This is a genomic window from Bradyrhizobium sp. Kon58 (genome assembly GCF_055807455.1).
In genome coordinates this window covers 53,984-66,381 of the sequence record NZ_JBVVOT010000005.1, presented here as the reverse complement: position 1 = coordinate 66,381, position 12,398 = coordinate 53,984, and the positions used below count along the sequence as shown (strand labels likewise).

Sequence of the window (12,398 nt, the reverse complement as noted above, 5' to 3'; positions counted from 1 at the left end):
CGACCTAGTCGGTCACCTGCTTCCGTAACGCAGCGAGATCGTTGACGACCATCTTGGTTGGGCCGGTCCAGATGATGCCGTCGTCCTGGAGGCGGCTGAGGATCAGGCTGATCGACTGGCGCGTGGCGCCGATCATGCGCGCGAGATTGGCCTGCGTGATGCGGCCGAGCGAGATCGGGCCACTCTCGTCCTGGGCCGCGTTCTCGCATAGCTTGACCAGCAGCAGCACCAACCGTTCCGCCGCCTTCTGTCCCGCCAGCGTCTGCGCCAGCATCGAATAGGTCTCGCCCTTGAAGCCGAGGCACTCGATCAGCGCGATTGCGAACGACGGCGACTGCGCGATCAAGCGGCGGACCGCATCCTGGTCGAGATGCAGTGCTTCGACGCGCCCCAGCGCGCGGGCCGACCAGCTGTGGCGGTGATCGCCGAGGATATAGGGCGCGCCGACGAAGTCGCCTGCCTCCCAGGTCGACAGCATCAATTCGCGCCCCTGCGTGCCGGCATGGGTGCTTTCGACGATCCCGTTCAGGATGATGTGGACGCCGTTTGCGGGCTCGCCCTCCCGCAGCAGATATTCGCGGTTCTGGTAGGTCGCGAGCCTGCCGGTTCGCATCACCAGCTCCAGATCGGGCTTGTCCAACGCCTTCAGCACATAACGTCCGGTCCCGGGCCGTGGCAGTTCGGCGCGCGGCTCAGTTGGATCGGCCACCTCATGCGCATCGCTGCGCCCCACGATCGGTCTCCCTTCGAGTGACGGCTCGAAGGCTAGGAGGTCTCCGCTCAGATTGCAACGCGGCGCAGAAGTTCGGGCTGGGCCGAAGCCTCCACGAAAGCGCAAGCCAGATCGGTGAGCAGGCGCTCACGGCCGGCCGGCGCCAGGAACGTAACGCCATAGGGCACGCCGGCTGCGGTGACGGCGTTCGGAACGGCGATCGCGGCCAGGCCCAGCGGATTGGCGTAATTGGTGTAATAGCCGTTGTTGAAGTTGGCCGTCAGCGGATCGCGCGCGACATCGTCGATGCTCAGCACGGTCCCGACCGTCGGCACGACCAGCGCATCGTGAACTTGCCAGAAGTCGCGCAGCGACCGCTGGACCTCCTTGACCTTGTAGAGCGCACGATAGGCATCGGCCGCCGTGAACTTCCGGCTGCCGATGACGAGGTCGCGCACGATCTTCACGCCTGCGTCCGGATTGGCGTCGAGGAACGCGCCGACCGAGACGTCCCGCTCGGCGAGGAAAGGTCCGAAAAACATCAAATCGTTGACCGAAATGAACGGCGAGAAATCGACCGATGCGACCGACAGATCGAGCTGCCGCAGCTTGCGAAGCCCATCGCCGAACAGCGCCTCGGTCTCCGCATTGCCAAAGAATCTGAGCTGATCCGGACGCGGCGTTGCGATGTTGAGCGGCCGCGCTGGAGATGCCTGCTCCGTCCATCCGGCGAAAGCTTCCGGTGAAAAACAGTCCTCGACATCGCGCCGCGCCAACACGCGATAGATCTCGTGGCCATCGCGCGGATCGCGCGTGTAGAGCGAGATGGTATCAAAACTACGGCACGCGTAGACCATGCCGCGCTGACTGAAGGCGCCGGGCGCCGGCTTGAAGCCGGTCACGCCGCAATAGGACGCCGGCACCCGGCCCGATCCGCCGGTATCGGTGCCGAACGCAAACGACGAGGTGCCTGTCGCGACCGACACCGCGGCGCCGGAGCTGGAGCCGCCGGGGATGTAGTCGGGATTATGCGGGTTGCGGGCAACGCCATAGGGCGAGCGCACGCCGACGAGGCCGGTCGCGAACTGATCCATATTGGTTTTGCCGAGATAGATCGCGCCGGCGGCGATGGCGTCGGCGACAACCGGGCTCGTTGCCTTCGCGGTGTAGGCGAATTCCGGGCAGGCCGAGGTGGTCTGCTCGCCGGTCACGTCGATACAATCCTTGACCGAGAACACGAGGCCGTAGAGCGGCAGCTCGCCGATCTCGCCAATGCGGGCATCGAGCGCGCGGGCCTTCGCCATGACGCCTTCGGGATTTGCCGTCGAGATCCAGACGCCGCTCTGGTCGGCGTCGTCAAGGCGCGACAACACATGCGCGGCGACATCGGACGGCTTGAGCTCGCCGCGGCGATAGGCGGCACGGAGGTGGCGAGGTGCGAGATTCATATCGGTCACGTGCATGCGGGAACTGGCAATGTGCCGGCGGGACAGGCCCGCCGGCACCGACCCTAGCGGCCGATCACCTTCTCCAGATAGGCGGGCTGGATGAAGGCTTCGAAGTCCGCGCGCGGCAGCAGCTTCGGCAGACGCTCTTGCTTCACCAGGAAATCGGCGGTCGAGATCAGCGTGTCGACGAACTTGCCCTTTTTCGCGGATGTGCCGAGATACTCCTCCGTGAGCTGCTTGTTGCACGGGATCATCCCGGTGCCCTTCATCATTCGCTGCGCGTCTTCGATGGGCAGCGAAAGCTCTTCCGCGATGATCTCCGCGGTCTTCTCCGGGTTCTTCAGCCAGAAATCGATGCCTTCGCATTCGGCCTTGATGAACTTGTCGACGTAGGACGGATACTTCTCCGCAAACGCGTTCATGACGACGCCGATGTCCCAGGTCGGGTAGCCGCGCTTGGCCATCTCGCCCGAGGTGACGAGGATCTTGCCGCCGTTTTTCACGGCCTTGCCAAGATTTGGTTCCCAGAACCAGGCCGCGTCGATGTCGCCGCGAAGCCAGGCCGCCGCGATGTCCGACGGCGCGAGGTCCAGAATCTTCATCGAGGCGGGATCGACACCCTCGTCCTTGAGCGCCTGGAGCAGGAGGTAGTGTGTCGTAGAGCCGAACGGCGCGGCGACCGTCTTGCCCTTGAGATCCTTGAGCGAGGCGATGTTCTTGTCGGTGCGAACCACCAGCGACTCGACGTAGTCGAGCATGTTGATCACCAGGATGCCCTTGATCGGCAGGGCGCGCGTCGCGCCGATCGCGGTCGGCGGATTGCCGAGGCCGCCGAAATCGACGTCGTTGCCGGCGATCGCGCGCAGCATGTCGCCACCGCCGCCGATCTTGACGTATTTGATGTCGACGCCCGGCATCTCCTTGGCGAGCAGGCCAAGATGCTTGGTGACCAGCTGCGCGTTGACGAGGTTCAGATAGCCGACGGTCACCTTCGCCGGCTTGTCCTCGGCGCGGACTGCGGCCGTGAGCGCCAACGTGGTAACCGCGAGCGTCGCAATCAGTCTCTTCATGGAGGTCTCCCCTACGATCAGAATTGGATTCAGGCCCACGGCATCAACAGTTTCGCGATGCCGCGCATCATGAGATCGAGCACGACGCCAGTGAGACCGAGCACGATCAGCCCCATGATCACGACGTCGGAGAGTAGGAATTTTGCGGCGTCCCAGATCATCCAGCCGATGCCGGCGGATGCCGCGACGATTTCGGCGGCGACGAGAACGGTGTAAGTGAATCCGAGCGAGATGCGCATGCCGGCGAGAATCAGCGGTCCCGCCGCCGGCAAATAGACGTGAAACAGCAGGTGGCGCCGGGTCGCGCCGAGCGACTGGGCGGCGCGCACATAGACCGGGTCCACGCTGGTGACGGCCTGGATTGTCGAGATGACGATCCCCGGCAGACCGGCAAGAAACAGCAGCGACAGCTTCGAGCTCTCACCGATGCCGAGCCACATCACCAGCAGCGTATAGAGGCCGAGCGGCGGCAGTGGCCGGTAGAACTCGATCAACGGATTGAGCAGCGCGCGTGCGTTGCGCGACACGCCCATGAGGACGCCGAGCGGGATGCCGATCAGGCAGGCCAGCGTGAAGGCCGTGAGGATACGATACAGGCTTGCGCCGAGATGCTGAAGCAGCGTCGCGCCCTGATATCCCTTCGTCATCGTCTTGACGAACGCGGCCCAGACCGCCTGCGGCTTCGGCAGGAACAGCTCGTTGGCCCAGCCCATCTCCGTGACGATGGCCCAGCCGGCCAGCAGCACGGCGACGGTCAGCGTCGAGAGCAGCACCGATCGCGAGACCTTCGGAAGCCGCAGCCGCAAGCTGCCGCGTCGCGTGCGATCCGGCGAGATTGGAATCGTCATGTGGGTCGCCTCGACGCTCATGTCCGCACTCCCAGGATCTGCATGATGGTCAGCGCGTAGATCCGCGTCGCCATCACCGACTTGGTGATCGAGATGTTCTCGTTGTCGACGGCCCAGCCGTCTTCTCCGGGACCGAACGTCACCGCATTGATGCCGGCTTCGCGGAAGCGGATCGTGTCGTTGAAGGCGTTCTTGCGGTTGACCCCGGGCTCGCGGCCCATCAGACGCCGATAGACCGCGCGCAAGGAGCGGCAGGGCTCCTCCTCGACCGGCACCGGCTCGGTCGCGTTGACGAACAGCGAGCCCGGCACCTGGCGCACCTCGACCTTGACGTCGTTCACGCCGGCAAAAGTGTCCCGTCCGAGACGCTCGATGTCCGCAATCACGCTCGATAGCGTCATGCCGGGCACGATGCCGACCACGGCGAGCGTGATGGTGCAGGCATCCGGCGAGAACTGCATCTCGCCAGGCAGGCCGGACCGAATGCGCACCACGGCGCAGCAGGGCGGCGTATGTCCCATGAACTTGCTGGGGACATGCGTGAACGCCATGTCCTTCAACTTCGGCAACAGCTTTGCCGCTTCCATGATGGCGTTGACGCTGATGTCCGGTCGCCAGATGTGCGACTTGATCCCGTGAACGGTGAGCTCGATCAGGCAGTGGCCGGAATTGGCCACCGACAGGTTCATGCCCCAGTCCTTGTTGACGTCGCCCCAGGCGGTCGGCTCGGCCGTGATCTCGTAGTCGGCGGTCAGGCCAACCTTGTTCAACATGTAGATGGAGCCCTCGGTGCCGTTCCGCTCTTCATCGACGGTGTAGCAGCACATCAAGGTGCCATCGAACTTCACACCCGCTTCGGTCAGGGCCTGCACTGCGAGCAACGATGCAGCGAGATTTCCGCGCGTGTCGGACGTGCCGCGCGCGTAGAGCAGATCGCCATGGCGCGTCGCCTTGAACGGATCGAAATCCGTCATGTGCCATTTCTCGGGCTCGACGGCCGGATAGGTGTCGAGGTGATCGTTGAGAATGAGCGAGGGGGCGCCGTCGCGTCCCTTGAGCACGCCCAGCACGTTCGGCCGGTGCGGCTGCGCGCTGTGCTTGGTGACCGCCATGCCGAGCGCTTCGAGCTTGCCCGCGACCAGCATCGAGATCGCCTCTTCCTCGGCAGGCGGCAAATCGGGATCCAGCGGATTGCCGGAACGGGGCTGGCCGGTGCGGATCAGCTCGGACGCGAGTTCAAGCCAGCGCTCCTCCGTGATGCGCGACAGCACGCGCTGTTCGAGATCCGAATAAGGAGGGCTGACAGGCATCTGCATGACGGGATCCGCTGGCTCACGGCGCCGGCAGCGCCGCTTCGTGGCAGCCTCCTCATTGCAGCGACTGTGCCAACTGCCGAAAAAGCCAGCCACGGCACAACTGTGCCTTCAATTTCAACGACTTAGGCAAGAATTGGGTGTGCGCAAATTTTTGCGCCCGAGATGCGCTCTGCCGAAGACACGGTGTCGGCTGAACAGGCCGGGGTCAGCGTGAGGCCGCCGGCGACGCGCAAGCCTCAATCGTCGGCGTACTCGTCCTCTTCGTGTTTTCGCGCCATGCTCTTGCGCGTACCGAGCGAGCCGGTCACGGAGGGATCGCGCGCATTCGCATAGGGATTGCGCCCGCCCGCTCGCGCGGCGACCTCTTCGCCGGAGACGGCGGCGGGCTGGCAGATCAGGCGGCGGCTGGCGCGACGCATCAGATCGACGTGGATGTGATCGTAATGATAGACGTTCGAGCCCGGCGCCAGCACCGTGGTGAAATGCACGCAGGCGCCCGACTGCACGTCGCGCAGGAATCCCTGCTCCTCCGGCATGCCGCGCCAGCCGTCCTTCACGGTGACGCGGCGGCCGTCGGCGAGCACGAAGGCGGCGATGTCGAGCGCATTGCCGAAGGCGTGCTCGGAAATATGGGCATGCGAATTGCCGTTCATGCCGCGGCAGGAATAGGCGGAGATCTGCTTGATCTCCGCGACGCGGCTGCCGAACCAGCGCATCGCCGAGGGCTGCACGGTGTCGGCGAGCCAGCGGTCGAGCTCGGACACGATCGGACAGGCCAGTGTCGCAACCGGCTTGATCGCAACGGGGCCGACGGCGGTGACGGGATCGCCCCGTGCCGGACCTAGACGCGGCGGCGGCTGCTGCGCGGGCGCCTGCGAGTACGGCGCCGGTCGCGCTGGATAGCTCGGCGCATTCATGTAGCGCGACGCGCCCGCGGCATCGGTACCCTCGGGCGGCAGATCGATCTCGTCTTCCTGCTGCGCCACGCCGGGCGCGTTCAGAGGCATTGGACCAGGCGAGGCGCCATAGCCGGACGGCTGCCGCACCGCGCTCTCGGGATAGTTTGAGCGTTGCGGATAGTTCTGGCTCTGCGGGTAATTCGATCGTGGCTGCGTCACCGGCCAGCGCGGCTGGTTGCCGATGCTCCCGGGCGGTCGCAAATCCTCATCGGCAAAGCCGTAGCTGCTCGAGCCTTCGCCGAGGGCGGCGACCTTGAGCGGAAACTCCGCGCCGCACATGCCCGGCCCGGAGATCGGGTCGATGCGAACGAGATCCGGCCCTTCTTTCACCGCGCCCGATTTCAGGCATGCGGCTTCGGCCTCGGCCCGCCACGGTTCACGTTCGGCCTGGAAGACGCCGCGTCCGCAACCCGCTAACGAAACAAGGACGATGGAGCCGACGAGATACAAACGAACTCCGCGCGTCATGCACGCACGTTCGGTGAATTTACTTAAAGACTCTTCAACGTGTTGATTTCAGTGTTCTTTAACCATGTCGGCCCACGCGCGCCTAATGCCCTGCCGGTGACGAGCGACAGCAAGGCTGACTTTTTCGGAAAGAGACTTTCTGTTAACCATGACGCTCTCGCGCAGGGCGGCGCGAGCAGCGGGAGCGACCTCATGACGTTCGCCGGGAGACTGAGCGTTATCACCGCGTACCTCGCCATGGCCTTTGTCGGTGCCATCGTGCTCGGCATGATCTAGCGGCTTCAGTCGGAGCTATCGAACGAATCCCTTACGACCGCGCGCTCCCCTGCCGCGACGTCGTGACCAGCTCCTGCGGCCGCTCTTCGGCTCGCGTCCAGTCGTTTCCGGAACACCAGAAGTGGCCCAGAGCGCAGGCTTCGACGTGGAGCTTGCCGGAGCTCTTCAGCGTCATGGTCGCATAATAGGTGCTGCCGCTGGAGCGGCTGTAGATGTTGCCGGTCCAGACGTCGTGCGTTTTCGGTTTCATGTTGACGAGCACGCTCTCGCCCCTGGTCGATGCTTCCGTCAGCGCGAAGCCGCACAGTGCAGGACCGCAGCGTTCGATGCGGACAGTGCCCTTGGCGCCTGCGCTCTCCCATTCGCCGAGCGGCAAATAGGCGAGTTCATCTTCGCTGCGCTGTACGATCGCCGTACTCTGATTGAGCTCCGGCCTTGGCGCGACGACCGGCGCCTCCATGCGCGGCGGATCGAGCGCGACGGTCTTCGGCGGATCCATCGGCGATAGCACCACCCGTGGCGGATTGGAGCTTGGCGCCTGCGGCAGGACAATTGGCTGCGACGTCGTCGAGGCAAGGACAGGAGCCGCCGGCGCCAGTGGAGGCGCGACCGCAATGGCTGGCGCCGGCCTGACCGGAGCCACGGGATAGAGCGGCTGCGGCGGCGGTAGCACCGGCGTCGGCGCCGGTGTCGTATCGACGCCCGGCCGAAAGCTGCGATGGGAGGAAACCGAGACACAGGAAGCCGATCGGCAATTCCTGGGCGACTCGACCTGGAATCGATGACCGCCGATCGAGAACGCGTAGGACCCGGCCTCGGCTGCGGGCGCAATCGCCAGCAACGCGATCAATGTGCCAAGCGAAGTCACAAGCCGCATCATCGGCGCCTCCCTCTGTGTGGCGACGACGTTACACAGATGGAATCGCGGCTGAATGTGCGCTGCCTCACCCAGCGGCGGCGAGCCGTTGTGACGTCCATCACAGAACGTCCGGCCCGCCAGGCGTAGGGTCGAACCACGTTTCATCCACCCGCGACTTCAGTCCCATCGGGACCCACACATTCTTCGGAGGTTGTCATGAACAAGCTCACCATCGCCGCCACTGCCCTCTTCCTCGCGTCCACCGCCGCCGCGCATGCCGGCAATGCGATCTCGTTCCAGATCGAAGGCCAGAACATCCGCATCGAGACGCCGCGCAACTGTGCCTCGCTCAATTGCGTGACCATCGTGGCGCCGGGCCTGTCGGACAAGCCGATCAAGCTGAACAACATCAACCTCAAGGGCCTTGGCTCCAGCTCCAAGGACGACGACGTCGACACCACGCCGGCTCCGGCCACCACCGCTCAGCCGGCGCCGGCTCCGGTGCAGCAGCAGCCCATGCAGCAGACGCCGGTGCAGGCGACCGCGCCTGCGGTTGCTGCGCCGGCCGCGCCGAGCACGACGATTGCCGCTGCTCCGTCCGTCGGCTACGACGCCACGACGCAGACCCCGCCCGTTGCGGCTCCCGCTCCCGCTGCTGCGCCCGCGCCGGTCGCGGTTGCTCCGGCCCCCGCTCCGGCTCCGGTCGTTGCCGCGCCTGTCGCGGCCGCCAACACGCCGATCGGCGTCTGGGCCACCGAAGAGAACAAGGGCAATGTCCGCGTCGAACAGTGCGGCGTCAATCTCTGCGGCTACGCCGCAAAGACCAACGAGCGCATCCTGATCAACATGAAGCCCGACGGCGCGAAGTGGAGCGGCCGCATCCACGATCCCGACTCCGGCCGCAATTACGACTCGACGATCGCGATGAAGGGCCCGAATGCAATGCGCGTGCAGGGCTGCGCCTTCGGCGGCATGTTCTGCGGCGGCCAGACCTGGAAGCGCGTGAGCTGACCCCGCAGGCGTCGTCTCCAATACATGCACATTCTTCGTCATGCCCGGGCTTGTCCCGGGCATCCACGTTCTTAGTCCCGCGCTTCAAGGCGTGGATGGCCGGGACAAGCCCGGCCATGACGGTGGAGAGGCTTGGACAAGCCAGCATCGCGTGCCGTTTGAACCTTCACCGCCCCCGTGCGATAGACATTCATCCGCCGTTCACCTGCATCAGGCTGATATCGGTCGATCTCGCCTCACGTTTCTCACCGGGACTCTTTGTGACATTTATCGTGGCCTGGCGCCGCTTCATGTTCGCGCTTGCGCTGCTGGCGGTGCCGCCGGCCGGCGCGAGCGTTGCGTTCGCATCCGATGCGATCGAGCTTGCGCAGGCGCAGCCAGAAGCGCAGCCGTCGCCCGCCCCCTCGTCAACGCCATCGGCTTCACCCGCTCCCACGACGGAGGCGCAGCCCGCCGCCGTCGAGCCGATCGGCAACGTCGCGACGGTGACGGGCATCGCGACCGTGATCCGCGACAAAAATTCCTATCCGCTGCGCGTGCGCGACGACATCTTTCTCAACGACGTCGTGCAGACTTCGTCGAACTCCTCGCTCGGCATCACCTTCGACGACGCGACCACGTTCAACCTCTCCGCCGGCACGAAGATCACCATCGACACTTACGTCTATGAGGACGGCGGCAAGCACAACGCAGGCATTTTCGACATCGGCAAGGGCACGGTCGCCTTCGTCGCGGCGGCGGTGGCAAAGACCGGCGACATGAAGATCACGACGCCGACGGCGACGCTCGGTATCCGCGGCACCACCGGCGTCGTCGACGTGCCGGAAGGCGCGGCCGCGAACAAGACCAGCAACGTCAACATCAAGCTCTATCCCGACGCCGACGGCCGGGTCGGACACATCGACGTCGACGACCGCACGAGCGGGACGCGGCTCGGCGCGCTGACGCAAGGCGCGAGCGGTTTTGCGATCCGGCCGGGCGCAGCCGCGGCCGGCGTCATGCGCTTTGCCGCGGTGCCGATCACGATCGCACCACAGCAGATCGCGCGCGACCGCGGCTTCCTCAGCCAGGTGCATCTGGCGCAGACCACGGGCCGGCAGATCGTCACCGAGCAGCGCGACTTCCGCCGCGCCAATCCGACCGCGAGCCCGCGTATTCCGCGACCGTTCCAGCCGCCGCAACAGCAACAATTGCGGCCGAACACGGCGCCAGGACAACAGCCGCAACAGCCGCAGCGGCCGAACGGTCAACCCGGCCAGAACAACCGTCCAGGCCAGCAACAGCCGGGCGCGCCGGGTCGCCAAGGCAGCCAGCCGCCGCAGCGGCAGGGCCAAGGCGGCGCCGTGCAGCCCGGTACGCCGCGCGTGGGTCAAGGTCAGCAACAGCAAGGCCAGAAGCAGGACGCGGGACGTCCGGCAGGCGCACCGCGCGCCGGTCAAGGCACGCAGCCTGACGGCAGGCCACACAACCAGCCGCAGCGCGGTGGACAGATTCCGACGCAGCCCGGCGGAGTCGTACCGCCGCAGCTGGGCGGATCGCAGCAGCAGCCCCACGTGCAGCCACAACTTCCGCGCACCGGCATGCAGCCAGGGCAGCCGCCCGCCGCTCAACAGCCAGGCATGCAGCGCCCGGGCGGATTCCAGCAGCGCCTCCCCGCAGCACAACGCCCCGCAGCGCCGCGAAGGCCAGCGCCAGTTCCGAAGGAGAAGGAGCGGCGGTGACTTCTTCCTTCTCCCCTTGTGGGAGAAGGTGGCGCGAAGCGCCGGATGAGGGGTCGCTTCAGCGAACTCAACTGCAACAGATTCGCGCGCCGATAGAACCCCTCACCCGTCTCGCCGCTTCGCGGCGAGCCACCCTCTCCCACAAGGGGAGAGGGGAACTGTCAGCGCGGCTCGACGGCGATGTTGCTAAACTCACGCCTCGCCGCGCAGCCAGGCTTTCATCTTCTGCAACAGACCGTGCCGCAGCTCGCCCACCGAGGCCGCTTCAGCGGGTCTCAGTGTCTGCAAAGCTGCATCGACATCGTCGGTTGCCAGCGTCGGCTCGGGCGCAGGCGAGGATGCAAGCCCCGCCGCCGCGAGCGCGATCGGGCCAACCTGGGTCAGGAACACGCGCTCGTCCTCGCGCGACAGGCGCGCGAGAGCGTCTTCCAGCGTCAGCCAGTCGACCGCCTTGATGTCGTTCATCAGCTTGCGGACGGGACCGTCCCCGGCCTCCATGCGCCAGAAATGCACGACCTTGGAGCGGCCACCGGACTGATAGACGAGCGTGCCCAGGAATTCGTGGATGGCGACGTCGTGGCCGGTCTCTTCCAGCACCTCGCGATGCGCGGCTTCTCTCGGCGTTTCGCCGTCGTCGAGCTTGCCCTTGGGCAAGACCCATTCGTTGCGCTTGCGCTGGCGCACGACGGCAATCAGCGGCGGCGCACCTCGCCGCAGCACAATACCACCCGCCGCCATCACCGGCGCCCGTGCCATCACCCAATCCGTCGTCGTCGAAACGTCCCCACGAACGATATAGGCGGCCGAGGCGCCGGATTGAAGGCTAGTTTTTTCTCAGCAGCGCTTGACCCGCCCGGATGCGCGTGCCTTCGGCGATGCCGTCGCAGAAGGTGAAATCGCCGGGAGCGAGGATGATGATGGTCGAGCCATGCTCGAACCAGCCAAGCTCCTCGCCCTTGCTCACGTTGACGTCGCAGGGAAAATTGACCGGCCCCCTGGTCTGCGCATTCAGCACCATGTCGAGGAAATGCAGACGGATGCTTGCGACCAGGATCGCGGCGACCGGTACCAGCGTCACGGCTTCGCCGGTCGGCAAACGCGTGCGGATCACCGCGCGCTCGTTCTTGCAAAACAGACGCTCGACCCGCTTCAGCGCGATCGGGTTGACGTTCCAGACATCGCCATGGATCAGCGTGACGCGTTCGATATGCGCGTCAAAGGGCGCGTGGAAGCGGTGATACATGCTCGACGTCAGCCGCAGCGTGACGAAGGAGCCGTTGCGGTGCTGGTCGACCAGCACGGAGTCTCCGAGCAAATCGAGCAGCGAGTACGGCGCGCCCTTGACCTGGAACAGCTCGGTGTCGGCGATCCGGCCGTGGGCGCCGACAATGCCGTCGGACGGGCTGGCGACGATGGAGGGGTCCGGATCAAAGGGCCGCAAACCGGGCTTAAGCTCCCGGGTGAAGCAGTCGTGCAGACTCCTGAAATGGGTCTTGCGCGCCTCCGACAGATCGAGGTCGGAGAACAGCTTCCACAACGCGATGGAGCCGTCCCGCACCAGCGGGTTCTCGATCTTGGAGAACCAGCCCATGAAGCGGGTCAGCGCGGCGCGGGGGATGCGGTTGGTCAACAGGAAGTTGAGGTCTTCCTGCTGGGTGAAAGAGGCGATGAGGGCTTTGACTGTCATGAATCTGTCAGCTCGCAGTATTA

12 protein-coding genes are annotated in these 12,398 nt (G+C 65.5%); 3 read left to right on the top strand and 9 right to left on the bottom strand.

The features are described from left to right. Positions 1-4: 4 nt before the first annotated feature. The 6 genes from AC0L20_RS11235 to AC0L20_RS11210 form a co-directional block, all read right to left on the bottom strand. The gene (locus AC0L20_RS11235; protein ID WP_473288578.1) at positions 5-733 is read right to left on the bottom strand and encodes a Crp/Fnr family transcriptional regulator; all 729 of its coding nucleotides are present in this window, start codon (positions 731-733) and stop codon (positions 5-7) included. Positions 734-780: 47 nt separating this feature from the next. After that, positions 781-2,160 carry an amidase family protein gene (locus tag AC0L20_RS11230; RefSeq protein WP_473288577.1) on the bottom strand — a complete coding sequence of 460 codons (1,380 nt, stop codon included), beginning with the start codon at positions 2,158-2,160 and terminating at the stop codon, positions 781-783. 62 nt (positions 2,161-2,222) lie between these two features. Beyond that, complete coding sequence (locus tag AC0L20_RS11225) at positions 2,223-3,230, bottom strand: taurine ABC transporter substrate-binding protein (protein ID WP_473288576.1); 1,008 nt, start codon at positions 3,228-3,230, stop codon at positions 2,223-2,225. A 29-nt stretch (positions 3,231-3,259) separates the two neighbouring features. Further along, positions 3,260-4,099 (bottom strand): ABC transporter permease, encoded by an 840-nt coding sequence (locus AC0L20_RS11220; RefSeq protein WP_007613602.1) that lies wholly within the window; start codon positions 4,097-4,099, stop codon positions 3,260-3,262. After that, entirely contained in the window at positions 4,096-5,394 is a 1,299-nt protein-coding gene (locus tag AC0L20_RS11215; RefSeq protein WP_473288575.1) for a M20 family metallopeptidase, read from the bottom strand. Before AC0L20_RS11215 ends, AC0L20_RS11220 begins: the two co-directional genes overlap by 4 nt. Positions 5,395-5,630: 236 nt before the next feature. Beyond that, entirely contained in the window at positions 5,631-6,821 is a 1,191-nt protein-coding gene (locus tag AC0L20_RS11210; RefSeq protein WP_473288574.1) for an extensin-like domain-containing protein, read from the bottom strand. A 39-nt stretch (positions 6,822-6,860) separates the two neighbouring features. On the opposite strand from AC0L20_RS11210, the gene AC0L20_RS11205 reads away from it, so the two are divergent. Then, positions 6,861-7,097, top strand: coding sequence for a hypothetical protein (locus tag AC0L20_RS11205; protein ID WP_473288573.1), 237 nt, complete (start codon positions 6,861-6,863; stop codon positions 7,095-7,097). A 31-nt stretch (positions 7,098-7,128) separates the two neighbouring features. Here the strand turns inward: AC0L20_RS11205 and AC0L20_RS11200 are convergent, their stop codons facing one another. Continuing rightward, positions 7,129-7,977, bottom strand: coding sequence for a DUF2147 domain-containing protein (locus tag AC0L20_RS11200; protein ID WP_473288572.1), 849 nt, complete (start codon positions 7,975-7,977; stop codon positions 7,129-7,131). A 195-nt stretch (positions 7,978-8,172) separates the two neighbouring features. On the opposite strand from AC0L20_RS11200, the gene AC0L20_RS11195 reads away from it, so the two are divergent. Next, the gene (locus tag AC0L20_RS11195) at positions 8,173-8,967 is read left to right on the top strand and encodes a DUF2147 domain-containing protein (RefSeq protein WP_473288571.1); all 795 of its coding nucleotides are present in this window, start codon (positions 8,173-8,175) and stop codon (positions 8,965-8,967) included. A gap of 269 nt (positions 8,968-9,236) precedes the next feature. After that, entirely contained in the window at positions 9,237-10,688 is a 1,452-nt protein-coding gene (locus AC0L20_RS11190; protein ID WP_473288831.1) for a FecR family protein, read from the top strand. Positions 10,689-10,880: 192 nt separating this feature from the next. On the opposite strand, the gene AC0L20_RS11185 is transcribed toward AC0L20_RS11190, so the two are convergent. Both AC0L20_RS11185 and asd read right to left on the bottom strand, forming a co-directional pair. Continuing rightward, positions 10,881-11,444: an NUDIX hydrolase gene (locus AC0L20_RS11185; protein ID WP_473288570.1), complete on the bottom strand. Its 564-nt coding sequence runs from the start codon at positions 11,442-11,444 to the stop codon at positions 10,881-10,883. Positions 11,445-11,511: 67 nt separating this feature from the next. After that, entirely contained in the window at positions 11,512-12,375 is an 864-nt protein-coding gene (gene asd / locus AC0L20_RS11180) for an archaetidylserine decarboxylase (protein WP_247818388.1), read from the bottom strand. Positions 12,376-12,398 lie beyond the last annotated feature (23 nt).

Excerpts from the sequence above, each read along its gene's own strand:
- AC0L20_RS11230 (WP_473288577.1), bottom strand. The coding sequence starts at position 2,160 with ATGAATCTCGCACCTCGCCACCTCCGTGCCGCCTATCGCCGCGGCGAG.
- AC0L20_RS11225 (WP_473288576.1), bottom strand. The coding sequence starts at position 3,230 with ATGAAGAGACTGATTGCGACGCTCGCGGTTACCACGTTGGCGCTCACG.
- AC0L20_RS11220 (WP_007613602.1), bottom strand. The coding sequence starts at position 4,099 with ATGAGCGTCGAGGCGACCCACATGACGATTCCAATCTCGCCGGATCGC.
- AC0L20_RS11215 (WP_473288575.1), bottom strand. The coding sequence starts at position 5,394 with ATGCAGATGCCTGTCAGCCCTCCTTATTCGGATCTCGAACAGCGCGTG.
- AC0L20_RS11210 (WP_473288574.1), bottom strand. The coding sequence starts at position 6,821 with ATGACGCGCGGAGTTCGTTTGTATCTCGTCGGCTCCATCGTCCTTGTT.
- AC0L20_RS11200 (WP_473288572.1), bottom strand. The coding sequence starts at position 7,977 with ATGATGCGGCTTGTGACTTCGCTTGGCACATTGATCGCGTTGCTGGCG.
- AC0L20_RS11195 (WP_473288571.1), top strand. The coding sequence starts at position 8,173 with ATGAACAAGCTCACCATCGCCGCCACTGCCCTCTTCCTCGCGTCCACC.
- AC0L20_RS11185 (WP_473288570.1), bottom strand. The coding sequence starts at position 11,444 with ATGGCACGGGCGCCGGTGATGGCGGCGGGTGGTATTGTGCTGCGGCGA.
- asd (WP_247818388.1), bottom strand. The coding sequence starts at position 12,375 with ATGACAGTCAAAGCCCTCATCGCCTCTTTCACCCAGCAGGAAGACCTC.